24 protein-coding genes are annotated in these 24,617 nt (G+C 63.1%); 5 read left to right on the top strand and 19 right to left on the bottom strand.

The window, feature by feature from the left end:
- Window positions 1-21: 21 nt before the first annotated feature.
- The 7 genes from ASD03_RS08030 to ASD03_RS08000 form a co-directional block, all read right to left on the bottom strand.
- Window positions 22-1,128, bottom strand: coding sequence for an ABC transporter ATP-binding protein (locus ASD03_RS08030; RefSeq protein WP_057205859.1), 1,107 nt, complete (start codon window positions 1,126-1,128; stop codon window positions 22-24).
- A gap of 74 nt (window positions 1,129-1,202) precedes the next feature.
- Complete coding sequence (locus ASD03_RS08025) at window positions 1,203-2,435, bottom strand: extracellular solute-binding protein (RefSeq protein ID WP_057205857.1); 1,233 nt, start codon at window positions 2,433-2,435, stop codon at window positions 1,203-1,205.
- Window positions 2,436-2,515: 80 nt separating this feature from the next.
- Window positions 2,516-3,289 (bottom strand): SDR family NAD(P)-dependent oxidoreductase, encoded by a 774-nt coding sequence (locus ASD03_RS08020; RefSeq protein ID WP_057205855.1) that lies wholly within the window; start codon window positions 3,287-3,289, stop codon window positions 2,516-2,518.
- Between the two features lie 14 nt (window positions 3,290-3,303).
- The gene (locus tag ASD03_RS08015) at window positions 3,304-4,050 is read right to left on the bottom strand and encodes a glucose 1-dehydrogenase (protein ID WP_057205853.1); all 747 of its coding nucleotides are present in this window, start codon (window positions 4,048-4,050) and stop codon (window positions 3,304-3,306) included.
- Complete coding sequence (locus ASD03_RS08010) at window positions 4,050-4,895, bottom strand: ABC transporter permease (RefSeq protein ID WP_025429658.1); 846 nt, start codon at window positions 4,893-4,895, stop codon at window positions 4,050-4,052. Before ASD03_RS08010 ends, ASD03_RS08015 begins: the two co-directional genes overlap by 1 nt.
- Window positions 4,896-4,897: 2 nt before the next feature.
- A complete protein-coding gene (locus ASD03_RS08005) occupies window positions 4,898-5,797 on the bottom strand; it encodes an ABC transporter permease (protein WP_025429657.1) in 900 nt (299 codons plus the stop codon).
- Between the two features lie 60 nt (window positions 5,798-5,857).
- A complete protein-coding gene (locus ASD03_RS08000) occupies window positions 5,858-6,934 on the bottom strand; it encodes an ABC transporter ATP-binding protein (protein WP_025429656.1) in 1,077 nt (358 codons plus the stop codon).
- A gap of 563 nt (window positions 6,935-7,497) precedes the next feature.
- On the opposite strand from ASD03_RS08000, the gene ASD03_RS07995 reads away from it, so the two are divergent.
- Window positions 7,498-8,508, top strand: coding sequence for a GntR family transcriptional regulator (locus tag ASD03_RS07995; RefSeq protein WP_057212678.1), 1,011 nt, complete (start codon window positions 7,498-7,500; stop codon window positions 8,506-8,508).
- 94 nt (window positions 8,509-8,602) lie between these two features.
- On the opposite strand, the gene ASD03_RS07990 is transcribed toward ASD03_RS07995, so the two are convergent.
- Genes ASD03_RS07990 through ASD03_RS07970 form a run of 5 tightly spaced genes read right to left on the bottom strand, consistent with a single transcriptional unit; the run spans window position 8,603 to window position 12,856 of the window.
- Window positions 8,603-9,574 (bottom strand): biotin-dependent carboxyltransferase family protein, encoded by a 972-nt coding sequence (locus ASD03_RS07990; RefSeq protein ID WP_057212675.1) that lies wholly within the window; start codon window positions 9,572-9,574, stop codon window positions 8,603-8,605.
- Entirely contained in the window at window positions 9,564-10,439 is an 876-nt protein-coding gene (locus ASD03_RS07985; protein ID WP_057212673.1) for a carboxyltransferase domain-containing protein, read from the bottom strand. Before ASD03_RS07985 ends, ASD03_RS07990 begins: the two co-directional genes overlap by 11 nt.
- Complete coding sequence (locus ASD03_RS07980; protein ID WP_057212671.1) at window positions 10,439-11,824, bottom strand: acetyl-CoA carboxylase biotin carboxylase subunit; 1,386 nt, start codon at window positions 11,822-11,824, stop codon at window positions 10,439-10,441. Before ASD03_RS07980 ends, ASD03_RS07985 begins: the two co-directional genes overlap by 1 nt.
- On the bottom strand, window positions 11,821-12,063 hold the full coding sequence (locus ASD03_RS07975; protein WP_057205843.1) for an acetyl-CoA carboxylase: 243 nt from the start codon (window positions 12,061-12,063) through the stop codon (window positions 11,821-11,823). Before ASD03_RS07975 ends, ASD03_RS07980 begins: the two co-directional genes overlap by 4 nt.
- A 16-nt stretch (window positions 12,064-12,079) precedes the next feature.
- Window positions 12,080-12,856 (bottom strand): 5-oxoprolinase subunit PxpA, encoded by a 777-nt coding sequence (locus tag ASD03_RS07970; protein ID WP_057212669.1) that lies wholly within the window; start codon window positions 12,854-12,856, stop codon window positions 12,080-12,082.
- Between the two features lie 286 nt (window positions 12,857-13,142).
- Between ASD03_RS07970 and ASD03_RS07965 the strand changes: the two genes are divergently transcribed.
- A complete protein-coding gene (locus ASD03_RS07965) occupies window positions 13,143-14,069 on the top strand; it encodes a LysR family transcriptional regulator (RefSeq protein WP_057212667.1) in 927 nt (308 codons plus the stop codon).
- Between the two features lie 24 nt (window positions 14,070-14,093).
- On the opposite strand, the gene proC is transcribed toward ASD03_RS07965, so the two are convergent.
- Genes proC through ASD03_RS07935 form a run of 6 tightly spaced genes read right to left on the bottom strand, consistent with a single transcriptional unit; the run spans window position 14,094 to window position 21,276 of the window.
- On the bottom strand, window positions 14,094-14,915 hold the full coding sequence (gene proC / locus ASD03_RS07960; protein ID WP_057212740.1) for a pyrroline-5-carboxylate reductase: 822 nt from the start codon (window positions 14,913-14,915) through the stop codon (window positions 14,094-14,096).
- Window positions 14,916-14,963: 48 nt separating this feature from the next.
- Window positions 14,964-16,496, bottom strand: coding sequence for an AMP-binding protein (locus ASD03_RS07955; RefSeq protein ID WP_057212666.1), 1,533 nt, complete (start codon window positions 16,494-16,496; stop codon window positions 14,964-14,966).
- Window positions 16,497-16,517: 21 nt separating this feature from the next.
- A complete protein-coding gene (locus ASD03_RS07950; RefSeq protein WP_057212664.1) occupies window positions 16,518-18,284 on the bottom strand; it encodes an ABC transporter permease subunit in 1,767 nt (588 codons plus the stop codon).
- On the bottom strand, window positions 18,281-19,360 hold the full coding sequence (locus ASD03_RS07945) for an ABC transporter ATP-binding protein (protein ID WP_025429645.1): 1,080 nt from the start codon (window positions 19,358-19,360) through the stop codon (window positions 18,281-18,283). The genes ASD03_RS07950 and ASD03_RS07945 overlap by 4 nt, the downstream gene beginning before the upstream one ends.
- Before the next feature lie 11 nt (window positions 19,361-19,371).
- Window positions 19,372-20,448, bottom strand: coding sequence for an ABC transporter substrate-binding protein (locus ASD03_RS07940; protein ID WP_057212662.1), 1,077 nt, complete (start codon window positions 20,446-20,448; stop codon window positions 19,372-19,374).
- Between the two features lie 57 nt (window positions 20,449-20,505).
- Entirely contained in the window at window positions 20,506-21,276 is a 771-nt protein-coding gene (locus ASD03_RS07935) for an enoyl-CoA hydratase/isomerase family protein (protein ID WP_025429643.1), read from the bottom strand.
- 148 nt (window positions 21,277-21,424) lie between these two features.
- Between ASD03_RS07935 and ASD03_RS07930 the strand changes: the two genes are divergently transcribed.
- Complete coding sequence (locus ASD03_RS07930; protein ID WP_025429642.1) at window positions 21,425-22,249, top strand: IclR family transcriptional regulator C-terminal domain-containing protein; 825 nt, start codon at window positions 21,425-21,427, stop codon at window positions 22,247-22,249.
- Window positions 22,250-22,271: 22 nt separating this feature from the next.
- Here ASD03_RS07930 and ASD03_RS07925 read toward each other — a convergent pair whose 3' ends face one another.
- Complete coding sequence (locus tag ASD03_RS07925) at window positions 22,272-22,769, bottom strand: substrate-binding domain-containing protein (RefSeq protein ID WP_057212661.1); 498 nt, start codon at window positions 22,767-22,769, stop codon at window positions 22,272-22,274.
- On the opposite strand from ASD03_RS07925, the gene ASD03_RS39660 reads away from it, so the two are divergent.
- Both ASD03_RS39660 and ASD03_RS07915 read left to right on the top strand, forming a co-directional pair.
- The gene (locus ASD03_RS39660; RefSeq protein ID WP_057212658.1) at window positions 22,768-23,166 is read left to right on the top strand and encodes a hypothetical protein; all 399 of its coding nucleotides are present in this window, start codon (window positions 22,768-22,770) and stop codon (window positions 23,164-23,166) included. The genes ASD03_RS07925 and ASD03_RS39660 overlap by 2 nt on opposite strands.
- A gap of 242 nt (window positions 23,167-23,408) precedes the next feature.
- Complete coding sequence (locus ASD03_RS07915) at window positions 23,409-24,563, top strand: amidohydrolase (RefSeq protein ID WP_057212656.1); 1,155 nt, start codon at window positions 23,409-23,411, stop codon at window positions 24,561-24,563.
- Window positions 24,564-24,617: the final 54 nt, after the last annotated feature.

The raw sequence follows: 24,617 nt of genomic DNA, 5'->3' as shown, positions 1-24,617 counted from the left end.
TTCCTCATCCCGCTCGCGTGATCAGGCTGGGATGACCGTGGCTTCGCCCGGCTGCCAGCTCAAAAGAATGTCCGCGCCTACGGGGAAGGCGTCGGGCTGGTACTTGTCGACATGGGCTTCGAGCGAAACGGTGCGTCCGTCCGCAAGTCCCGCCGTCAGGTGGGATACATGGCCGACCACGTCGAAGCGGCGCACACTGGCGCTGACGACGTTGCCGCCGACCGCATGGGCAATCTGGTCACGCGAAACCAGGGCCGCCGGATGCACCTCGATCGCTTCGGCCGGGATGACGACATTGACCCGTGACCGCTTGGAAAGGGCCCCGTTCGGCCGGCCGGAAAGCTGCCCGAGCGGCGTCGAAACCAGCGTCCGGTCGTCCGATGCGCCTTCGACTTCGCCCTGGAAGATCGTGTTGTTGCCGATGAACTGGGCAACGAAGGCGGTGTTTGGCCGGGTGTAGAGCTGGTGTGGCGGGCTGATCTGCTCGACCCTGCCCTGGTTCATCACCACGATACGGTCGGAAAGCGCGAGCGCCTCGGACTGCGCATGGGTGACGAAGACGAAGGTGACGCCGAGCGTTTTCTGCAGCAGCTTCAGTTCGTTCTGGATCGCCTTGCGCAGATTGGCGTCGAGCGCGCCCAGCGGCTCGTCGAGAAGCAGAATATCCGGTTCAACGACAAGACCGCGGGCAAGCGCGATGCGCTGGCGCTGGCCGCCGGAGAGCCGGTCCGGCTTCTTCTCGGCGATGTCCTCGAGCCCAAGCGTTGCCAGGATACGATCGACCTTGGCGTCGCGTTCGGCTTTGGCCATGCCCTTGACGTCGAGCCCGTAGCCGACATTGCGGCGCACGGTCATGTGCGGAAAGAGCGCGTAGCTCTGAAAGATCATCGACGTCGGCCGGTGTTCCGGCCGGATGTCGTTCATACGCTTGCCCTTGATCAGCATCTCGCCGGAAGAGATCTGCTCGAAGCCGGCGATCATGCGCAGCGTCGTCGTCTTTCCGCAGCCGGACGGGCCGAGGAACGCGATGAACTCGCCCTTGGAAACCGACAGGTTGAAATCGATCACGGCGGGGGTGCCGTTGTCGTAGACCTTGCCGACATTGTTGAGTTCGAGGTCGAAGATCACGGTCGTTCTCCGGTTCTAATAGCGGATGCGTTGGGGGAAAGGCCGGGGCGGGTTTGCGCCCCGGCCGTCCTTCATCAGGCGTTGAGGAATTCGTCCCACTTCTGGATCAGGTGGTCGTATTCGTCCGGCCACTGGTGCCAGTAGGCGACGTTCTTGGCGCGTTCTTCGAGCGAGCCGCCGTCGCGCAGGTCGCCTTCCTTGATGCCGCGCTCCTCGGCGCCGACCCAGGGTTTGCCCTCGTACCAGAAGGCATATTTCTCCGGCGCCATGACGTTCTTGATGTTGGTCGACGGCGAGTAGTAGCCCTGCTCGGAGACGGTGATGCCCGGCTCGCCCGAAAGCCAATAGTCGGCATAGGCAATGACCGCCTCCTTGTTGGCAGTGCCAGCAATCATCGCCGGACCAATCGCCCAACCGCGATAGCCTTCCTTCGGCACGGCGTAGCGGCAGGGCTTGCCCTGCGCCTTGACCGCCATGACCGCCGGCTGCCAGGCGTCGCAGACGACCATTTCGCCCGACGCCATGAGGTTGACGAGTTCACCGAAATCGCCCCAGAGCGCGCGGAACTGGCCTTCCTTCTTCTTGGAAATCAGGAAGGCGGCAGCCTCGTCGATTTCGGCTGCGGTCGCATTGCCCGGGTTCTTGACGTCGGAAAGGCCGAGCGAGTTCATCGCCATCATCGCCTGGCCGATCGCGATCAGCGGGTCGGTGTTGATGCCGGACTTGCCCTTCCACTTCGGATCGAAGATCGCGGTCCAGCTGTTGGCTTCCTCGGCCGAGAGCACATCGGGATTGTAGCCGATGGAATCGTAGTTATAGACGGCGGGCACCATGTTCAGCGCCGTCTGGCTTTCGTCTGTCCAGATCTGGCCGATGATCTGCGCGCTACGGTCCCACTTGTCACTGGCGGTCGTGAAGGTATCCCGGATGTTGGCCCAATTCTTCAGCGCCGAGGCCGGGATGGGCTCGACATTGTTGGTCATGACGATCGACGGCAGGCGCTCGGCGATGATCTCCCAGCAATCATAGTCCTTGGAGCCGGAGAGGATCTTCGTCTGAGCGTCCGGGAAAGTTGCTGCCGTTCCGGACGTGCCGCCGACGCCGGCAGCAGCCTTGAACTGCTCGAGGATGCGCTCCTGAACGGTGACCGAAAGGCCGATGGTGCGCAGCTGCTGGCCTGCGAGGTCGGCGGCCTGCGCAAAGGCAGCGCGCGACGACAGGAACGGCGTGCCGCCGCCCATCGCCAGCGCCATCATCCCGGCGGATCGTTTGAGGAGGGAGCGGCGATTGATTTCCATATTTGGCATTGTCTCTTCTCCAGTTGTTGTTGTTCCCCGGAGCCCGTTTGCCACGCGCCCCATGTTCATTCGCCGCATCGCGCAGCGTTTCAGTAACGCCCCACCAGGAGGCCCCCATCCACAACCAGCACCTGGCCGGTCATGTATCTCGCGCTGTTGGATGCCAGGAACGCGATCACGTCGGCGATATCCTCAGGCGTTCCGAGCCTTTTCATCGGGATGAAGGCGGCAGCGGCTTCCGCGCCGTCAGGCCCGAGCGAGTTTTCCTCCGAAAGCAGCTGGGCTGTGCGGATGTAGCCAGGCGCAACGCCGTTGACGCGAACCCCGTCGCCGGCAAGCTCAACGGCAAGCCCACGCACTAGACCGACGACGCCGGACTTGGCGGCGGAGTAATGCACGTGCTCGTCCCAGCCATAGGCAACGCCCATGATCGAGGAGAGCGCGACGATGCTGCCCTCGCCGCGCTGGCGCATGCCGGGTGCGACGGCACGCGCCAGTCGGAAGATGCCCTTGAGGTCGATGTCGAAGGTCAGATCCCACTTGTCGTCGGTCAGCCTGGCAAGCGGGGTGCGATGGGCAATGCCGGCATTGGCGACGACGACATCGATGCGACCGTGGCGTTTTTCCAGATCAGTGACCAGCGCGTCGGTCGCCGACGTCGAGCGGACGTCGTAGTAGGCGAACTCGGCGGAGCCGCCGGCATGCCGGATGGCGTCGACCGTGGCCGATGCCTCACGCTCGAGAATATCGGTCACGACGACATGGTCGCCTTTGGCGGCAAAAGCTCTGGCGGTCGCCTGGCCAATGCCGATGCCGGCACCGGTGACGATGACAATGCGGGACGTCTTGGGAGGATTTGGCATTTTCATCTTTCCTGTCAGAGCATCACGTCGCCGGAGTTCGGTCCGAGCGTCTGGCCGACGAACAGGCTCGCCGACGGCGAGGCCAGAAACGCGACCGTCGCGGCGATTTCGTCCGGCTCGCCGAAACGCCCGAGCGGCAGCTGCGCCTTCTTGGCCGCGCGCCAATCCTCGGACAGCCCCATGACCAGCGGCGTATTGATGGGGCCGGGCGCGACCGCATTCACCCGCACGCCGCGTCTCGAAACCTCGCGCGCCAGCGCCTTGGTCATGCCGATGATCGCGGCCTTGGCCGACGAGTAATGCACGAGTTCGACGCCACCGATCTGGCCGAGCTGCGAGGCCATGTTGACGATCACACCCTCGCCGCGGGCAAGCATGGCCGGCAGCACCGCCTTGGTCATCAGGAAGGTGCCGCGCACATGCACCGCAAACATCCGGTCGAAATCGGCGACCTCGAGATTCTCGAACAGCGCCTGATGGGCGATGCCGGCATTGTTGACGAGCAGCGCCACGGGGCCGTGGAATTGCGCTGCCTTCTCGGCCGTCGCGGCGGCGTCGGCTTCGCTTGATACGTCGCCTGATATCGCGAGCGCCACTCCGCCGGCAGCAGCGATCTCGTCCGCAACCGCTTCGCAGCGCTCCGGCGAGAGATCATTGACGACGACGGCATAACCGTCGGCCGCCAACCGCAGCGCGATGGCGCGACCGATGCCGGAACCGGCACCGGTGACGATTGCCGAACCAAGAGCAGAGCTGGCCATCACGCCTCCTCCTGGATCGCCATACGCTTGGCGCGGCGCACCGAAAGCATCATCAGCGCCGCATAGGTGCCGAGCAGCGCGAAGGAGAACAGCGTCGTCAACACGCCGAAGGCAAAGACGTTCGGATGCACTTCGACGGAGAAGGTGCCGTAAATTGCCAGCGGCAGCGTCAAGTCGCGGCCGGAAGCGAAGAGCGTGCGCGAGAACTCGTCATAGGAGAGCGTGAAGGCAAAGAGCATGGCGGAGAGCACGCCGGGGAAGATCAGCGGGAACGTCACCTTGCGGAAGGTGCGCGCCGGCGTGACGCCGAGCGACCAGGACGCCTCCTCCATGCTCGGATCGAACCGGTTGAAGATTGCCAACATCACCAGGAATGCGAAGGGGAAGGTGTAGACCACGTGCAGCACGAAGGCCGTGCTCCACCAGTGACGGTCGACGCCGAGCGTATTGGCGACGAGCGCCATGCCGAGGCCGACAAGCACGCCCGGCACCATCATGCCGAGAACGATCAGGTAGAAGACCACGCCCGAGCCGCGGAACTTGCGGCGGAAGGCCTGGGCCGCCGAGACACCCAGCACCGTCGAGACGATCATGGTCATCACCGCAAGCCCCAATGAGCGGACCAGCGCCTGCTCGATCGGCAACGGTGCGATGCGCGACGGCGGCGTCAGGCCGAAGAGGTGCTTGTACCAATAGGTCGACCATTCGATGATCGGAAACTGCGGCCCGCCTTCCGGCCCCGTCTGGAAGGACAGGATGGCAAGCACGACGAGTGGACCATAGAGGAAGACGAGGAAGAGCGCTGTGTAGGCGCCAAGGCTGAGTTTCATGCCGCTGGCATTCATGATCAGAGCTCCTTCCTGAGATCGACGACCCTGAGCAGCGCGGCCACGACCGCGCCCATCAGAATGGTAAGCACGACCCCGGCGACCGCCGCGAAGGCCCATTTCAGCGAACCGACCTGGGTGACGATGATGTTTCCGAGCAGGTTGACCTTGCGGCCGGAGAGGGCGGCCGAGGTTGCGAATTCACCGAGAACCATGACGGAGACGAAGATCGCCCCGACGACCACGCCCGGCATCGACAGCGGCAGGATGATCGTGCGGAAGATCCGCCAGAAGCCGGCACCGAGATCCTGCGCGGCCTCGATGATCGAGGTGTCGATACGGCCGAGCATGAAGGCGATCGGACCGACCATGAAGACGCAGTAGATCTGGGTCATGCCGATGATCACCGACAGTTCGGAAAACAGCAGCACCTCGATCGGCGCGTCGGTGATGCCGAGGTTCATCAGGATCATGTTGATCGCGCCCTCCTTGCCGAGCATCGGCCGCCAGGCGAGAACGCGGATCAGGAACGAGGTCCAGAAGGGGATGACGCACAGCACCAGAAGCACCGTCTGCAGCGCCTTGTTCTTGACGAACAGCCCGACGAAAAGGGCTGCGGGATAACCGACCAGCACGGTGGCAACGAGGACGATCAGCCAGATGCGCACCGTCGTCCACAGCGCCCCAAGATAGGTGTCGCTGGTGAAGAAGGTAATCCAGCTTTTCAGCGTCAGCGTCGGTTCGATCGTGAAGGTCGTCTGCGTCCAGAAGGAGACGTAGACCATCATCAGCATGGGCAGGACGAGGAACAGGGTCATCCAGATGACACCGGGTGCCAGCAGCCAAAGCGCTTTTCCCGGTGGTTTCTTCTCGGCGACGGTCTCTGTTTCCGTCTGCTCCGCAACGGCCATCATGCTCATCTCTCATTCTCCGGGCAGGAACGGTGCGGCGCGCAGGCGCCGGGTTTTTCCAAAAGGATTTCAGACGTAGACAAGGGCGTCCTCCCGCTTCCACACGAGCGCGTAGCGGCCCTTTTCGGCATAGGTCTCGGGCGCTGCATGGCTGAGATGGCTTTCGACCTCGAAAACCCGGCCGTCATCGAGCGCGAAGAAGGAATTGACCGCCGCGCCGGAATATTCGCTGGCGACGAAATTGGCCTCAATGCGGATCTCGTCCTCAGTGATGGCTGCCTCGGGCGGCCGGACCGAAACACGATCGTAGCGGATCGCATAGGCCGGCGACGTCGCCCGCGTCGGCGCCGCTGCCCCAAGCGCAAACCGGCCGACGCCGCCGACGAAGGCGCCGCCTTCGATCCGCCCGGGAAAGAGATTGTAGCAGTTGAGAAAGCGGGCAACCGCCGGAGAGGCGGGCCTGTTGTAGACGGTGTCTGAATCCGCCGACTGGGCGATGCGGCCGCTTTCCAGCACCAGCACCGTGTCGCCCATGGCCAAGGCCTCGGCCTCGCTGCCGGTCACATGCAGGAAGGTGACGCCGCAGCGCTCGCGGATAGCCCTCAACTCCGCCCGCATCCTGGCGCGCAGATTGGCGTCGAGCGCGCCGAGCGGCTCGTCGAGAAGCACCATGCGCGGCTCGGTGACCAGCGTGCGCGCCAAGGCGACGCGCTGGCGCTGGCCGCCGGAGATCTGGGTGACGGCCCTGCCTTCCAGACCGGAAAGGCCGACGAGGCTGATAATGTCGCGCACCCTGGCTTCGACGACGCGCCGGTCGGTGACCGGCTCGTCCTCCCTGTTTTCCAGGCCGAAGGCGATGTTCTGCGCGACGGAGAGATGCGGGAAGAGCGCGAAGTTCTGGAAGACGAAGCCGATGCCGCGCTTGTGCGGCGCCACGGTGTCGATGCGCTTGCCGTCAAACAGGATGGCGCCGCCATCCGGATGTTCAAAACCAGCAATGACCCTCAGGAGCGTCGTCTTGCCGGAGCCGCTCGGCCCCAGAAGCGAGATATAGGCGTCGCCGGGCAAGGCAAGATCGATGCCGTTGAGCGCGCGCATGTCGCCGTAGGTTTTGGTGATGTTCTTGAGCTGAAGGACCGTCGACATTGGTTTCCTGCCAGTTTGCCGTCCGGACGTTCTCCACCCAAAGCTTCGCCGTCGCCGGAGCCGACGAGGCATCCGAACGGACATGCGATCGCGTTCGCGCATGGTCACATGCGCGTCGGGGATGAAGGTCCTTTGCGGTTCAAAAAATAAGTTCCACCTGCACGCTTCTTCTGAGCGCTTGCATGTCACGAACAATGACATGAATGATTTTTGTATGCAATAGACTTTTATTCGTCATTTAGACCGGAATGAAATACGGCTTCGCTCCGCTGGCAGCCATCCAGGCTAGAATACGCATCAAGCCGCCCTAAACACCCTGCAATCCCGAAGGTAGAACGATTCCACCCTTCCGTGTGGGCGCTACCGGATTGCGCCTGACTCACCGAAAATCCATTCACCGGCAGCCGGCATCCACCCCATCAACACCAGATGCCGCAAACAAATGCACATTTAATTTGCCAACGTGTATGCAAAATGCATTTATTTTCAGCTGTCACATTCCCCGGCAAGTGGCGTAAAGAAAGAGGACGAAATTGCCAGCCAAACGGAAGACGCCCGACCGCATGAGCGAGCCACGCCTCGGCCAGAATACCCAGCGCCGCTACGAAATTGCCGAGGACGTTCTGCGTAGCAACATCGCCGAAGGCATCCTGCCGCCCGGCCTCGTTCTTCTCGAAGGGCCGATTGCCGAGATCCTGCAGATATCGCGTGCGCCGGTTCAGCGTGCGCTCTTGCAACTGGAAAGCGACGGGCTCGTCCACCGCTTCAAGGGGCGCGGCTATCTCGTCGGCCCACCCGGCCGCGCGATCGAACCCAACCGCACCGACATCAAATCGCTCGGGCTCACCATCCCGCAACACGCCGACGAGGCGCTGCAAAGCCGCTCGTCCTGGGAGCGCATCTACACCGAGATCGAGAACGACGTCGCCGGCTGCGTCATCTTCGGCCAGTATCGCATCATCGAAAACGAACTCGCCAACCACTTCAGCGTCAGCCGTACCGTGGTGCGCGATGTGCTCACGCGGCTGCGCGAGCGCGGGCTGGTGCGCAAGAACCAGAGTTCGCACTGGATTGCCGGCCCGCTGACGGCACAGACCGTCAAGGACCATTTCATGCTGCGCCGTCTGCTCGAACCGCAGGCGCTTGCGCTCGGCGCCGGCCATATCGATCGCAACCGACTTGCAGCCCTCTTCGCTCGACTGTCGGAACTCGACGGCCCGCAAGCGGCAGACACCTGGCAGAGCCTCGAGGACATCCGCACCCAGTTTACCGAATGCTGCGTGCTGGCGATGCCGAACGAACGGCTGCGTGAACTGATCCGCAACAACCTGCTTCCCGTCACCGCGACCGAACGGCTGCTGCGGCAACTGGGCCTTCCCGGCGATCCCGCGGTGATCGCCGAAATCCGGCTGATCGTGGAACTCATGACGCGCGGCGCGACCGCGGCCGCAGCCGCGATGCTGGAAAACCATATCGACGCCTCGATGAACCGCACGATCGCGCAGATGAAGATCGTCGCAATCATTCCGGGCCCGAGCGTCACCGCCGCCTATCTGACACGCGTGGTCGAATAGCCGCTCGCAATTGCGACCCGAGACATTGAGCGCGGCTGCCGATCTCTTGCTTCGATGCCCGCGCTCCATCTTTCCCTCCGTTTTCCCTGAACCGTCAGCTCAGCGACGCGCGCAGCGCTTCCAGCCGCGCGGTTTCCTCAGCCCGAGCCGCCAATGCCTCATCCATCGTCACCTCCACGAACCTGGTCGGTGTATGCGGCTGCATCTGGCCGATCAGGTCCATATCGGCGGAGATCACGGTTCCGAGCATGAAATAGCCGCCGCCGGAAACCGCATCGCGATGCAGGATGATCGGCTCGGTTCCGCCGGGGACCTGGATCGAGCCATAGGGATAACAACTGTCGACGATGTTGGACGGGTCGGAACCGGCACCAAACGGCTGTTCGCGCTCGACGAAGGAGAGCTTGCGGCCGCCGCGGAAGCGGTACCCCATGCGGTCGGCTTCCGGCGCCACCTTCCATTCGTCGGCAAAGAAGCTCTGTTTCGCCTCGTCGGAAAGACGATCCCAGTAGAGACCGGGCAGGACACGCAGGGCGACGGGTGCGGCCGGCAGCCGCCGCAACTGCGCGCCGACCGAGCGACCCTTACCGGAGCCATTGCCGGCACCAACCGGCAGTTCGTCACCCGGTGCCAGCGGCCGGCCGTTGTAGCCGCCGAGCGCGCCGATCGGGTAGGTCGAGCGACTGCCAAGCGCCAGCGGCACATTGATGCCGCCGGCAATCGCGATATAGATACGGGCGCCGGACTTGAGAAAATCGAACGTCAGCGTCTGGCCGGCGCGAACGGGGAAAGCCGTCCACCCGGGTTGCTCGACCCCGTCGACCTTTGCCGGCATGTCGGCTCCGGTCACCGCAACCAGCGTGTCTTCGGTAAATTCGAGCTTCGGGCCGAGGAACACCGCTTCCAGGCCGGCAGCCCCCTCGTCGTTTCCGACCAGCAGGTTGGCGGCCCGCATCGCATAGCGATCCATCGCTCCACCGAGTGGAATGCCGAGATGGAAGTAACCGGGACGGCCAAGGTCCTGGACGGTGGTCGCAAGACCGTGATGCAGAACCTTAATGGCCATTGATCATGCCCTCCAGCCGGGTGTTGTAGCCAGTGATATCCTTCTGGAATTCACGCAGGTCGAAGCTGACCTCACGGACCGGCGGACTGAAACGCCCCTTGTCGACATCCTCGACCGCCTGATCATAGGCATCGCGGTCGATCGGCTTGAACTTGACGATGTCGCCCGGCCGGAAGAACACCATGAAATCGCGGAGATAGCTGGTGGTCTGCGTCGGGTCGAAGATCGGCATCGGCGTGATGCCGAACATCTGGTAGCCGCCCGCACCGCGCACCGAATAGATGCAGCCGAAGCAGCCACCATGGCCGACGGTCAGCCGCGGCGTGTCGGTGCGCGGGCGCAGATATTTCGGCACCTGGATCTGCCGCTGCCGCTCGACCATCTGGTACATGAACGGCAGGCCGGCAACGAAGCCGACCATCGACACGAACCAGGGCGAGCCGGAATGGGCGGCGACGAAATCGTCGACGTCACCGTAGCCGTTGATCCGCGTGGCATAGTCGAGGTCAGTTCCTGACGGTTCCTGGTGGCGCTCGCGAAAGCGCATCAGCGTCTCGTGCGTCCAGGGGTCGTTGTAGAAGACCGGGATTTCGACGATACGGGTGCGGATGACGGGTTCGGCCCGCTCGGCCGCGCCCTCGATCGCCCGCACTTCCCTCAGCACGTCATCGGGCTTGATCTGATCCGGGTCGAATTTAATCTGGAAGGACGCATTGGCCGGGCAGATCTCGGTGATCCCCTTGACGCAGCTCTCCTTGACACCGTTGGCCATAGAGAGGCTCTTGAAGAAGGCTTCCAACGACATCTCGTCGCTGCATTCGACGAACAGGTGCTCGTCGCCTCCGAACGTGTATCGTGTCGGCATCACGCGACCTCCGCGGCACAGCCGCCATCGGCGGCAAATTCAGTTTCAAGCCATGTCTCGAGAAAGCGCGTATGGAAGGCGCCCTTGGCGATCTGCGCGTCGGCAGCCAATGCCCGATGCAACGGGATCGTGGTCGGCACGCCCTCGATCGTGAGCTGCGCCAGCGCCTGCGAAAGGCGGGCGAGGCACGCCGCTCGGTTCTCGCCCCAGACTATCAGCTTGCCGAGCAATGAATCGTAGAACGGCGGGATGACGTAGCCTTCGTAGAGCATGGTGTCGAAACGGATGCCTTCCCCCTCAGGTACGTCGAGCCTTTCGATCCTGCCTGGCGCCGGCATGAAACCGCGCCTCGGATCCTCGGCATTGATCCGGCATTCGATGGCGTGGCCCTTGACGGCAATGTCGGCCTGACGGACCGAGAGCGAAGCGCCGGCAGCGATGCGGAACATCTCCTCGACCAGATCGATGCCGGTGATCATCTCGGTCACCGGGTGCTCCACCTGGATGCGGGTGTTGACCTCGATGAAGTAGAACTCGCGGGTCTCGTCGTCGTAGAGATATTCCACCGTTCCGGCCCCGCGGTAGCCGACGGAGCGCGCCAACGCGACGGCGCTGTCGCAGAGTTTCTGCCTGACCTCGGGCGGAAGCAGGAAGGACGGAGCCTCCTCCCAGACCTTTTGCCGGCGGCGCTGCAGCGAGCATTCGCGCTCGAAGCAATGCACGACGTTGTTGCCGTCGCCAAGGATCTGGACCTCGACATGGCGGGCGCGGGTGATCACCTTTTCCAGATAGAGCCCGCCGTCGCCGAAGGAGGCCAGCGCCTCGGCCGATGCCTGGGGAAACTGTGTCTCCAGCTCGACCGCATTGTTGACGATGCGGATGCCACGACCACCGCCGCCGGCTGCCGCCTTGATCATCACGGGAAAGCCGGTGCGCTCGGTCACTTGATGTGCATCGGCAAGGCTCGAGATACGGCCGTCGCTGCCGGGAACGGTCGGCACACCGGCCTTCTCGGCAACGGCACGGGCGGCGACCTTGTCACCCAGAAGGCGGATCGCATCGCCTGATGGCCCGATGAAGATCAGGCCGGCGGCAACCACGGCGTCGGCGAAGTCGCCGTTCTCCGACAGGAAGCCATAGCCGGGATGAACCGCATCGACATTGGCGCGTTTGGCCGCCGCAATCACGGCCGCGATGTCGAGATAGGATTTCTTCGGCACCGGCGGTCCGATCTCGATCGCCTCGTCGGCAAGCTTGACGGCCAGCATGTCGGCATCGGCGGCGCTATAAATCTGAACCGTGCGGATACCGAGCGCCTTGGCGGCGCGGATGATGCGGACGGCGATTTCTCCGCGATTGGCGATAAGGACCGAGCGGAGTTTCATTGTTCGACCTCGGCGATCACCTGGCCTGCCATCACAGGTTCTTCGTTGTCGACGAGAAAGCGGATGCTGCCGCCCGCGACACCGGCCTGGATCTCCTGAAAGGTCTTCATGACTTCGATCAGGCCGATGGCATCGCTGGAAGAAACATCGTCGCCATCAGATTTGAAGGGCGGGACATCCGGAGCAGACGAGCGATAGAAGGTTCCTGGAAGGGGCGATCGGATTTCGTGCTTGCTCATGGTTGCCTCCGCTATGTTATCTGGTTTTGACCTGAGAGACGGGAGCGATGCGAATGCCCTCGGCACTCAGCCCCTCCCGCATGAGGCGCACGATATCGAGCGCGCCGAGCGTATCGGAATGAAAACAAATGGATTCGAACGGAACCGCGATATCGGCGCCCGTGACCGTGCGCACCCGCCCTTCCCGACAGGCGCGAACGACCTTGCGGGCGATCGCCGCGGCATCGGGCCGGCCGGCATCGCGGGTAAAGACGATCGAGCCGCTTTCGTCATAGTCGCGGTCGGCATAGAACTCGCGAATGACTGGCTGGCCGACTTCCTGAGCTGCAAGCTCCGTCGCCGATCCGGCCATGCAGAAGACAAAAGCATTGGGCGCGACCGTGCGCATGTATTGCATGAAGATCTGGGAGAGTTCGCGGTTGACGGCCATCTCCATGTAGAGCGCTCCGTGCGGCTTTACATGCTGCAGAGGGGCACCGTGCCGGCGGGCGAATTCGCGGATCGCGCCGACCTGGTAGACCATGTCGTTGACGAGCTCGCGGGCAGTGCCTGCTATCTTGCGGCGGCCGAAACCCTGCAGGTCGCGATAGCCGGGATGGGCGCCGATGCCGACGCCATGTTCGGCGGCGAGCCGGACCGTTTCATCCATCAGATTGGGATCGCCTCCATGGAAGCCGGCAGCGATATTGGCGGAGCTGATCAGCGGCATCAGAGCCGCATCGTCGGTATCGCCGATGCGCCAGCGGCCGAATGCTTCTCCCATATCGCAATTGATATCGACGACGTCGAGCAATGCCTCATCCCTCTGTTGCAGGTCGCTCTCCTGGAGATTGCTCTCCCGGCAACCCTGACCTCCAGGGAACGCTAGGGTGAAACAGAGCATTTGAAAAATTCTATTTTCACATGCCGAGTATCTGAATTTCAGAATTCGCAGTTGCAAAAAACGCCTGCGAAAATTAGCGTGTTTAGAGCGGCTTACGGTGAAATGCCTGAGGGATGACCAGACGACTGCTCAAAGACGTGGCAGACTTTCTGATTTTCTGAGCCGCTGTATAAAATAATCAGATGGGAGATGGGCTTTGTCGATCAGTCTTCGCCAGCTTCGCTATTTCGTCGCGACGGCAGAACTTGGTCAGATATCCCAGGCGGCGGTCGATCTCTCGATCTCCCAGTCCGCGGTGACCACGGCGATCAAGGAGCTGGAGCGCATCGTCGGCACCAACCTGTTCCTGCGCACGCCAAGCGGCATGGACTTGACGATGGCGGGGCGGCAGTTTCTCTCCCATGCCTACGAGATCCTGAAGAAGGTGGACGAAGCGACCCATCTGAACATCGTCAGCAGCGCCGTCGAGGGTACACTCGCGATTGCCGCCACCTATACCGTCATCGGCTACTTCCTGCCGCAACATATCGAGCGGCTGCGACGGCTGTTTCCGAAACTCGAGCTGCAACTGTTCGAGCTCAAGCGGGAATCGATCGAAGAGGGTCTGCTCACCAACCGCTACGACATGGCGGTTCTTCTGACCTCCAACATCCTCAACCCGGCGCTGACGACCGAAAAGCTGATGAGCTCGACGCGACGGCTCTGGGTTCCGGCCCAGCATCCGCTACTGCAACGCGACAGCGTCGGTTTTCGCGAGATCGCCGAGGAGCCCTACATCATGCTGACGGTCGACGAGGCCGCGCATTCGTCGCTGAAATACTGGAGCACGTCGACCTACCAGCCGCGTGTCATCCTCAGGACCTCGTCGGTGGAGGCTGTGCGCTCGCTGGTCGCCAATGGCCAGGGCGTTGCCATACTCTCCGACATGGTCCATCGCCCCTGGTCGCTCGAGGGCCGGCGCATCGAGACGATCAACGTGCGCGATCCTGTGCCGGCCATGGACGTCGGCCTTGCCTGGCGGCGGGGAGCGGAATTTACGCCGCCGATGCAGGCGCTGCGGTCCTATTTCCAGCAGACGTTTCACATTCCGGGCGTGCGCGACGCGTCGTTTACCACGGCCTGATGCGGAAACATCCTCGGCTGGCGATCAGTTAGCGACCGCCAGCTCCAACGCCCGGCGATGCGCAGCCGCGGCCGCCCGCTTCACCAGATCGGCCAGACTTGGCTCAGCCGTCAGGACCTCGAGCGCGGCGGCGGTCGTGCCGTTCGGGCTGGTCACCTGTTGGCGCAGCTCCGCCGGCGAAAATGCGCTGGTGCTGGCAAGAATAGCGGCGCCACCCACCGTCTGTTTCGCCAGGGCAAGAGCGGTTCCTGCCGGCAGGCCGACGGCAATTCCCGCGTCGGTCAGACACTCGATGAAATGGAAGAGATAGGCCGGCCCGGAACCGGATATCGCCGTTGCCGCATCGACAAGCCGTTCCTCCGCCAGCCAGTGAACACTGCCGACGGCCGCCAGAAGATCGGTGACAAAACCCGTCTGATTGTCGTCGATGTGAGTGCTGCCAAAGGCTGCAATCACCCCCATGCCGATCGAGGCCGGCATATTGGGCATGGCGCGCACGATCGCGGCGTTGCCCAGGGTATTCTCGAAGGTCGAGATCGGCACGCCGGCGGCGATGCTTACAAACACCGCCGTGTCCCTGAACCGGCGGTAGGCGCCAAGCATCGAGCCGACGACCTGCGGCTTGACGGCGATTATGACGGCGCGCGGCCGCAAGGCAGCCGGCAAGCCGGCCGCATCATCATAAACCGTTGCGCCACGCGCGGCGGCGCGGTGGCGAAGAGATTCCGCAGGCTCGACCACATGAATTTGGGCTGCAGGAATACCGGCCCGATCAAGCCAGCCTTCGAGCAAGGCAAAACCCATGTTGCCGCAGCCGACCAACACGATTTCCTCTGACTGTTCCATCTCGTCGCCTCTCTTCATTCGCCGTGTTCGCCCTAGGACACCTCGGTCCTACTGTCGTGCCAGCCGATCCCAGCAATTGTCGAGACCGGCGGGCAGTCGGTGTTTCATGATGCGCTGGCTCGGCGTGCGCTCGAATTCGTCGACGACGGCAATGTAGCGCGGGTTCTGGTAGGGCGCGAGCCGATGGGCCAGCCATCCTGACAGATCGATCGGATCGATGGCGCTGCCGGGCTTCGGCTTGACGAAGAGCTTGATGTCCTGCTCGCCGACATCGGCGGCAACGCCGATCATGGCGCAATCCTCGACCGCTGGGTAGGCGGCGGCAACATGCTCGACCTCCCAGGCGGAGACGTTTTCGCCCTTGCATCGCACACTGTCGGTGAGCCGACCGTGGAACCAGAGATTGCCGTCGACATCGAAGGAGCCGGAATCGCCAGTATGAAGCGCACCGTTGCGAAGGGTCTTTTCCGTCGCTTCCGGATTGCGCAGATATCCCTTGAACAGTGCGCCCTCAAGCGAGGTGCGCACGACGATCTCGCCCTTGTCGCCTGCCGGCACCGGCTCGCCCTTTTCGTTGAGAATAGCGACCGAGAACCAGGGCATCGGCTGCCCGACGGCGCCGACGACGCCGGTGGCGTTGCAGGTGGTGATGCTGGAGGCCTCCGTCATGCCGTAGCATTCGCGCATTTCGACACCGAAGCGTTCCTTGAACTGCGGCCAGACCTCCTTCGGGCAGCCGCCGCCCCAGGCGATGCGCACCGGATGCTTGCGGTCATCTTCGCTTTCCGGCTGCTTCAGCAGGATCTGCAGAATGCCGCCGAGATAGTGGATATGGGTGGCACCATAGGTGCGCACCTGATCCCAGAAGCGGCTGGCGCTGAACTTGTCGACCATGGCGAGCGACAGGTCCTCGATGATCGGTAGCACGATCAATTGGGCGCCACCGATATGATAGAGCGGCTCCCAGACGAAGAAGACGTCGCCCGGCCCTGCCACCGAAAGCGTGCGCACCGCCTCGCCCGCAAGCCGGATCATGCCGTGGGTCACCAGCACGCCCTTCGGCCGGCCGGTGGTGCCGGAGGTATACATGATCGCAAACAGATCATCTGCGGCCGGCGGCTCTTCGCTGAATGCCGCACCCGAAGCCAGAATTGCTTCCAGCGACGCCGGGCCAGCCTGTTCGCCTGCAAGGATTATCCCGGCAGCGGGCACAGCAGCACCGCTTTCAGCGATGGTTTCGGCAAGCTCGACATCGCAGATGACAGCGCCCGGTTCGCAATGTTCGAGGATATAGCGCAGGCCCTCACCGCGAAGCTGGGCGTTGACCGGGACCCAGACGACGCCGGCCTTGGCAAGGCCGAAGAGCACGGCCAGCGACAGGCGCGAATTGCGCATCATCACCGCGGCGCGGTCACCGGATTTCAGGCCGCGTTGGCGCAGCTCGGCGGCAAGTGCTGCCGACATCGTATCGAGGGCGGCAAAGGTGATCGGCTCGCCATTGAAACGGGCGAACACCTGTTCCGGTTTGCGGGCAGCCTTGGTCGTGAAGCTTCCGAGGAAGCCTTCGAGAGATACGGTCATGGGAGGATCTCGGATGGGGTGTCAGGAGGAGCGGCGGAGTTTTTCCGCCGCCAGGAGAAGTGTTGTCACGACGATGAAGACGACGACCGAAACCGCCGCGAGCGTCGGGTTGAGCTGCAGGATCATGTCATCCCACATCTGCTTCGGCAGGGTCGTCTTGACGCCGCCGCTGACGAAGATCGCCACGGTCAGCTCGTCGAACGAGGTGATGAAGGCAAAGAGGAACGCTGCCGTCAGGCCGCTCTTGATCAGCGGCACGGTCACGAACCGCAGGGCCTGAACCCGATTTGCCCCAAGGGTTGCCGCAGCCTGGTCGAGCCGCCAGTCGTAGCTCTTCAGCACAGCGGCAATGGCGACGAAGGCAAAGGGCAGCGCCAGCACCGTGTGACCGATCACCAGGCCAAGGTCGGTGGCAACAAGTCCCATCTGGGCAAAGAGGTAGAACAGGCCGACGGCAATGACGATACGCGGCACGATCATCGGCGCCAGGAAGAAGGCGAAGATGATGCCGCGCCAGCGCGAACGCGAACGGGCAAGCGCCAGCGCCGCAAAGCCACCGATCACCGTTGCAACGATGGCGGTCGCGAAGGCGACGCCGAACGAGCGGATGGTGGCCGCGACCCAGAGGTCGGAGGTGAAATAGGTCCGGAACCATTCCAGGCCATATCCCGGCGGCGGGAACTCGAGGAACTGCGAACTGGTAAAGGCGATCGGCAGGACGACGAGCGTCGGCAGCATCAGGAAGGCGAACAGCAAGACGCTGTAGATGCCGAGCATGCGGCTTGAAACCGCCGCTCCCAACAGCCGGTGGCTGCCGGACGCAATGGCGCTGCTGATGCTCGCCACCCGATCGAGGATCGCCAGGCCAAGGGCGCGCAGGAAACCGGTTTTGCCGGTCTTGCCGTCGGACGGCTCGCCCGAAAGGCTGGAGAGCCCGAACACCCGATCGTAAACCCAGCACGTCACCAGTGCCGCCAGCAGCATCATCGCGGCAAGAGCCCCGGCGAAGGCCCAGTTCAGGATTTCCTGAACCTGGACGATGATCAATTGAGCGAGCATCGTCTGCTGACGCCCACCAAGCAGGGCCGGAACAATGAAGAAGCCGAGCGAGGAGATGAAGGTCAGCAGGCCGGCAGCCGCCGCACCCGGAAGCGAAAGCGGGAAATAGACGAGCCAGAAGCCCTTCGCAGGCGTCGCGCCCAACGTTGCCGATGCTTGCGTCAGCCGGCGGTCGATGCCGGTCATGACAGGCAGCATGGTGAGGATGGCGAGCGGCACCATGGCATGAACCATGCCGATCATAACGCCGAGTTCATTGTGCAACAGCTCCAGCGGCTGGCTGAGCACACCTGATCCCAGGCCGATCTGGTTGATGATCCCGGTGCGTCCCAGCACGATGACCCAGGCAAAGCTCTTGACGAGGTAGCTCGTCCAGAACGGCACCATCACGAGCAGGATCATCGTGCCGCGCGTCCGATCCGGCAAGCGCGACAACCAGTAGGCCAGGGGATAGCCGAGAAGCAGAGAGAAGAGCGTCGTCAGTCCGGCGATGCGGAAGGTGATCAACAGAACGCGGAAATAGACGTCGGTCTCGAAGATCCTCGCATAGTGGCTGGCGGTCATCGCGCCGGTGTCGGCGTCCTCGAGACTGAGGCCCATCAGCCGGGCGACGGGGACGAGGAAGAAAATCAGAAGGAAGGCAAGGCCGGGCGCTGCCAGCCAAAGCGGCCCAAAGCGGAAGCGGTTGGAGCGCACAGAGCGCGGAGTGGAGACAGCCGCCGCGGTCATGGCGTCACCAACACGGCGGCTTCCGGCGCCCAGTTCAGCGTGATGTTGTCGCCTATACCAGGCAACGGCTTACCGGGAAGGACACGAACCGTGACCAGCTCACCGACAGAGATGTCGACGAGCAGTCGGGTTTCAGAGCCGGCATAGACGACCTCTGCGACGCGACCACTGATCTCGTTTGCGCCGGTCGAGCCGAGTTCGAGATGCTCCGGCCGCACCACCAGCGCCATCTCGGCATTGTTGGAAAGGCCGGTGCCATCGATCCGGAAGCGTCCACTCGGGGTCGAAAGGTGCGCGACACCGCCCGAGCCAAGCTCGACGCGGCCGCGGAAGATGTTGGAGATGCCAATGAAATCGGCGGCAAAGGCGGTGCGTGGCCGGGCGTAGATTTCCTGCGGCGGACCGATCTGCTCGACCATGGCATGATTCATCAGGCAGATGCGGTCGGAGAGCGCCAGTGCCTCCTCCTGGTCATGCGTCACATAGATGATCGTGGCGCCGGTCTGCCGGTGCAGCCGCTTGATCTCGAACTGCATATGCTCGCGAAGCTTCTTGTCGAGCGCGCCCAGCGGCTCGTCCATCAGGATGATCGACGGCTGGTAGACGAAGCAGCGGGCAAGCGCCACGCGCTGCTGCTGCCCGCCGGAAAGTTCGCGCGGGAACCGCCCGGCCAGATGGCCGAGCTGAACCATGTCGAGTGCGCCTTTGACCTGCCTGTCGATCTCGGCAGTGCTCTTGCCGCGCATCTTCAAGGGAAAGCCTATATTCTCGGCGACCGTCAGATGCGGAAACAGGGCGTAGTGCTGGAAAACGAGGCCGATGTCGCGCTTGTGTACCGGCGTTTCCGTCTCATTGCTGCCGTCGATGAACAGGCGGCCCTCCGTTGGCAGGACCAGCCCGCTGATCATCTGCAGCAAGGTGGTCTTGCCGGAGCCCGAAGGCCCGAGAAGCGTCAGGAACTCGCCGGTCTGGACCGCGACGTGCGTGGGCTTGAGAGCAACGGTGGCGCCGTAGCTCTTGGCCAATCCGTCGACGAGAAGTTTTGGGCGAGTGGCTTGTTCGGGCTTCGCGAGCATCAGATTTCCCCTTAACCCAGGATCCAGGCGTTGAAGCGCTCGGTCATTTCGGAACGGTTGGCGCTCCACCAGTCTTCCCGCGCAATGGTCATGACCTTCAGATTGGCCTCGGAGGTGGGCAGGGCGGCAGCGCGTTCTGCCGGAATATGCTCATAGGCCTTCAGGTTCGTCGGGCCGTAGGCGAGGAACTCGGTAAAGAGCGCCTGCTGCTTCGGATCGGCGCAGAACTTGACGAACTGCCGGGCGATATCGGCGCGCGGCGAGCCCTTCGGAATGCCCCAGCCCTCGATCGAGTAGAGCCCCTGGTTCCAGCCGATCTTGACCGGCGCACCACCGTCGATCACCGCCTGGGCCCGGGCGTTCCAGAGCGCGATCAGGTCGACTTCGCCGCTCTGGATCAACTGGCTCGACTGGGCGCCGCCTGTCCACCAGACATCGACATGCGGCTTGATCTTCTCGAGGCTGGCATAGGCGCGCTCGATGTCGAGCGGGTAGAGTTCGGCGATCGGCACGCCATCGGCAAGCAACGCCTGCTCCAGCGTATCGATCGGGTTCTTGCGCAGGGCACGCCGCCCCGGGAATTTCTCGACATTCCAGAAATCGGCCCAGGAACTCGGACCGTTGGCCGCGTCGAAGTGGTCGGTGCGATAGGCCATGATGGTGGAATAGACGTCGACGCCAAGCCATAGCTCGGTCAGGGCGTCGGGCATCAGCCCGGGAACGTCGGCTGCCGGCAGGTTGATCGGCTCGAGCAGGTCGCGCTTCTCCAGAATGTCGCGGGCGGAAAGCGTCAGCGTGCAGACGTCCCAGCTATAGGACTGGGTCTCGACCATCGCCCGGAACTGGGCGGTCGGTTCGGCGTCGCGGGCAACATTGATAACCTTGATACCGGTCGCCTGTTCGAAGGGATCGTAGAATGCCTTGCGGTAACCGGGGCTGTAGGGGCCGCCGGGATCGGCGACGGTCAGGGTTTCGGCGGCAAATGCGGACCGCGTGAAGACGGCAGGCGCGGCCAGGGCGACGCCCAGGCCTCCGCCGATTTTCAACAGGCTGCGGCGGTCAATCAGTATGTCTTTGTTGTTGGTCATTGTTCTACCCTCTTGTTTTGGATTGCGCGCCGCCTCCCATAAGCGGCCTGGCCCTTGTCAGGCCTTGCTTGCCGCACGCCGTGCGAGAAACTGTTCCATCATCCGCGCCGGTTCGCCGGAGGCGTAGGCTTCGCGCTGGATGCGAGCGCCGGCTTCGAGGCAGTCGCGGAAACCAGCCTCTGTCATCTCCCTGAAGCGCTGTTTGTCAAGCCGCATGGCGACCGGTGGCTTGGCGGCGAGTTCACGGGCCAGCGAGAGGGCTTCATCCATGACGTGTTCCTGCGGCACGATGCGGTTGATGATGCCGATGGCCTGGCATTCATCCGACTGCATCAGGCGCCCGCTAAGCGTCAGGTCGATGGTGCGGGAAAGACCGATCATCTCGCGCATCATCCACGGGCCTGTGGTGCTGGCGATGCCGGAATTGATTTCCGGCTGCCCCATACGCACGCCCGGATGAGCGACGCGGAAGTCGCAGAGAAGTGCCACCTGAAACGCAGAACCGGCGGCAACACCGTTGAGTGCCGCGATCAGCGGCTTCGACAGCGAGCGCATCGCATCATAGAGCCGTTCCCATTCGCCCACCCACTCCTGCCCGCGGGCACCGTCGAACGTGCGGGTCTCGTTCAGATCCTGGCCTGCGCTGAACGCACGATCACCGGCACCGGTCAGGATAATGGCGCGGACCGTCTCGTCTTCTTCGAACGACGTGAAGGCAGCAACCAGCTGCTGGCGCATCGGGCTGTGCCAGGCATTGAGGATTTCGGGGCGGTTCAGCGTGATGACGCCGACCTCGCCACGCCGTTCTGTCAGGATGAAGCGGTCCATGATTTTCTCCGTTGCAATTAAACAACTATTGCAATGCGATAATTGTTATGTCATAGTGTGATTATGTTTATTTTAGCTGTCAAGCGCCTTTTCCGATGCTTGGCGATTCTGTTATCGATATGTGGGAAACCGCAGGGACCGGGGATACATGGCGCGCAAGGCGAACAAGGCTGCGACAGACGAAAACGAAACGCCGGGAGAAGACCGCGATCCCTTGCTGGTTCAGTCGGTCGAGAAAGCCTTCAGGGTTCTCAGAGCCTTTGACGGTCGCCGCCCGAACCTCAGCCTGTCACAGATCGCCGAGGAAACCGGGCTCGACATGAGCGCCGCCCAGCGCTTCACGCACACGCTCGCCAAGCTCGGCTATCTCGGCAAAAACGCCGATACGAAGCGCTTTGAGCTGACGGTGAAGGCGCTTGATTTCGGCTATCACTACACGCGCGCCAGCGGCTTCGTCGAACGGGGCATGCCCTATCTTCTGCACCTGAGCAAAGCGACCGAAGAAACCGTCAACCTGACCGTGCTCGACGATACCGACATTGTTTTCGTGTCGCGCTTCATGAGCCGTCACGTGCTGAACAACGACGTCATCACCGGCACGCGACTGCCGGCCTATTGCACGGCTCCGGGGATCGCCATCCTCTCGGGCCTGCCGGAGGAGACCGCCCATGCAATCCTCGAAAAATCGGATCTCTACCCGTTTACGCCGCACACGACATGGGACATCGATGCGCTGAAGACAAAGCTGAAACAATCGGCGACCAAGGGCTATGCCACCGCATTCGAGGAATATTTCCACGGCGACCTGTCGATCGCCGCACCGGTGCTGGATGCCAATGGCACGCCTTACGGCGCGATCAACATCGCGGTATCGCGCAGCCGCTACACGCCGGAGGAAACGGAAGAACGCTTTGCTCCGCTGGTGACCGCCGCGGCGCGCTCGATCTCGCTCGTTGGTGGCGCCCGAAGATAGCTGTTCGACCCAGGTCAATCGCTCATGCGACGCCCTGTGCAGCGTGGATGATGATATCGCCCAACCGGCGGGCGCCCGGTCCGGCACCATCAGGATCGGGATAAACCAGATACATCGCGCCCCAGCGCTCCGCCCCTTCCCTGAGCGGCAAGGGCTTGAGCTGGCCTGCGGCCAGTTCTTCGCGGATCCAGTCTTCCGGATACCAGGCAAAACCCATGCCAATGCAGGCCGCCCGTATGGATGTTGATTTGTGGCTGACTGTGAGCCGCTGTTCAGTCACATTCCAGACGCTATGGCGCACGCGTTGCAGCCCGCTGTCACGGATGACGAGGTGGCGGTGCCCTTTCAGATCCTCCATTGCCAGTTCGCGGCCGATCTGATGCAGCGGATGGAACGGGGCGGCAGCCGCGATCGCCCGATAGCGCATCAGCACCTCGCCCCTGTGGCCGGCCGGCAGGGTATCGGCGCAGATCGCAAGATCGACGGCGCCCGAGAGCAGCATTTCGTCCGTGCCGCCCATGACGGTTTCGAAAATCTCGATCCGCGTCTCCGGGTATTCGGCTGCGCAGCCCCTCCACCGCAAGGCGAAGTTCCTGCTCCTGGCCCTTGGCGAGGTTTCTCGCCGCACGCTCCAGTCTTGTGGCTTCGTCGACGAGCGATTTGCCGCGCCGATAGAGCACATGGCCCTGGCGCGTCAGCAGGGCCTTGCGGCCCTCGATCTCAAAAACCGAGACGCCCAGGCGCTCCTCGATATGGTCGGTTGGCTGAAGGCGGGGCAGGTCAAAATCCGCGAAACCGTGGTCGACGGTCTCGAAAATGCTCCCTCCGCCTTCATCGACCTCTTCAGGGGTGCCAACCACGGCAAGATGCTGGTGCGTCTGGTGGCGGACGCCGCCTCGGGAGAATGGGGACCTTAGCGGCCCTCCTGGATCTCTCCACCGCCTGCTTTCCGGGCGGTGGAGAAAGTCGATTGGGTTACAGCGGTCCCGACCGATATCGTCTTCCAACACTACCCGGCACTCGCGGTCTCGATGCAGACACTTCGCCGACTTGCACTTTCCCGACTAGACAGAGCTGGAGCGCCGCTTCACATTCCCCACCGATACCGGGGCTCGATCGACACGCCCCACCGAGGCGGACACTGGTTGGGATATTGCGCATGTTTTTGAATGGTGGCGAACTGGACGAGATCACCGCGTTTCGGCGTGAACTCCATCGCAAGCCGGAGCTATCAGGCGAAGAGGTCGAGACGGCCAGAATGGTCGCACGGGCGCTGGGGTCGAGCCAACCGGACGAGATCGTCACTGACCTCGGTGGGCATGGGGTGGCGGCCGTTTATCACGGAGCGACCCATGGTCCGACCGTGATGATCCGCTCCGAACTCGATGCCTTGCCGATCGAAGAACTTTCAACTTCGCCGCACCGATCCGAGATCACCGGCAAGGGGCATCTCTGCGGACACGACGGCCACACGGCAATCCTAATGGCGCTCGCCAAAGGGCTCTCCCGGAAAAGACCGGCACGCGGGCGGGCGATCCTGCTTTTCCAACCGGCCGAAGAGAATGGTGCCGGTGCCGCCGCCGTGTTGGCGGATCCTAAATTCGAGCCGCTGAAACCGGACTTTGTGTTTTCGCTGCATAACTTTCCCGGCCTGCCGCTGGGGCACGTTGCGTTGGCCGAAGGGCCGGTCAATTGCGCCTCGCGCGGCATGAGGTTCGTGCTTTCGGGCAAGACCGCGCACGCGTCCTGCCCGGAAGATGGCGTCGCCCCGACCTCCGCCATGGCTCATCTCCTGAGTGAGTTGACTGCACTTGGCGCCGGCGGTTCGCTCGATGCCGATTTCACGCTGGTAACCGTGACCCACGCGCGCCTCGGCGAACCCGCCTTCGGCATCAGCCCCGGCCATGCCGAGATCTGGGCAACATTGCGCACGCTGACGAACGAGCGGATGGGTGAGCTGGTGAGGCGTGCCGAAGCTCTCGTCCATAAACATTCGACGGCCGGCGGGCTCACATCGTCGATCAGCTACGAAGATATCTTCCATCAGTGCAGCAACGCGCCGGGGGCCGTCGACCATTTGCGCCGCGCTCTTGGCGAGGAGCGGATCAGCCACGACGCGGGCCCGACCGCCCTGCCGATGAAGGCATCGGAAGATTTCGGCCTTTTCGGCCGCGTCGCCCCCTCAGCAATGTTCTTCCTCGGTGCAGGTGAGGACCACCCTCGCCTGCACAATCCGGACTACGACTTTCCCGATGCACTGATCGAGGTGGGCGCTCGCGCCTTCATGCGGACGATCCGCAACCTGCTAGGCTGATTGCCGACAGGGAGCAGCGAGCGGCAGGCATTCGTTGCCCCCCGGATCAAGACT

This window comes from Ensifer sp. Root127, assembly GCF_001425225.1.
Taxonomy (GTDB): Bacteria; Pseudomonadota; Alphaproteobacteria; order Rhizobiales; family Rhizobiaceae; genus Ensifer; species Ensifer canadensis.
This window is presented reverse-complemented; position numbering and strand designations above follow the sequence as displayed.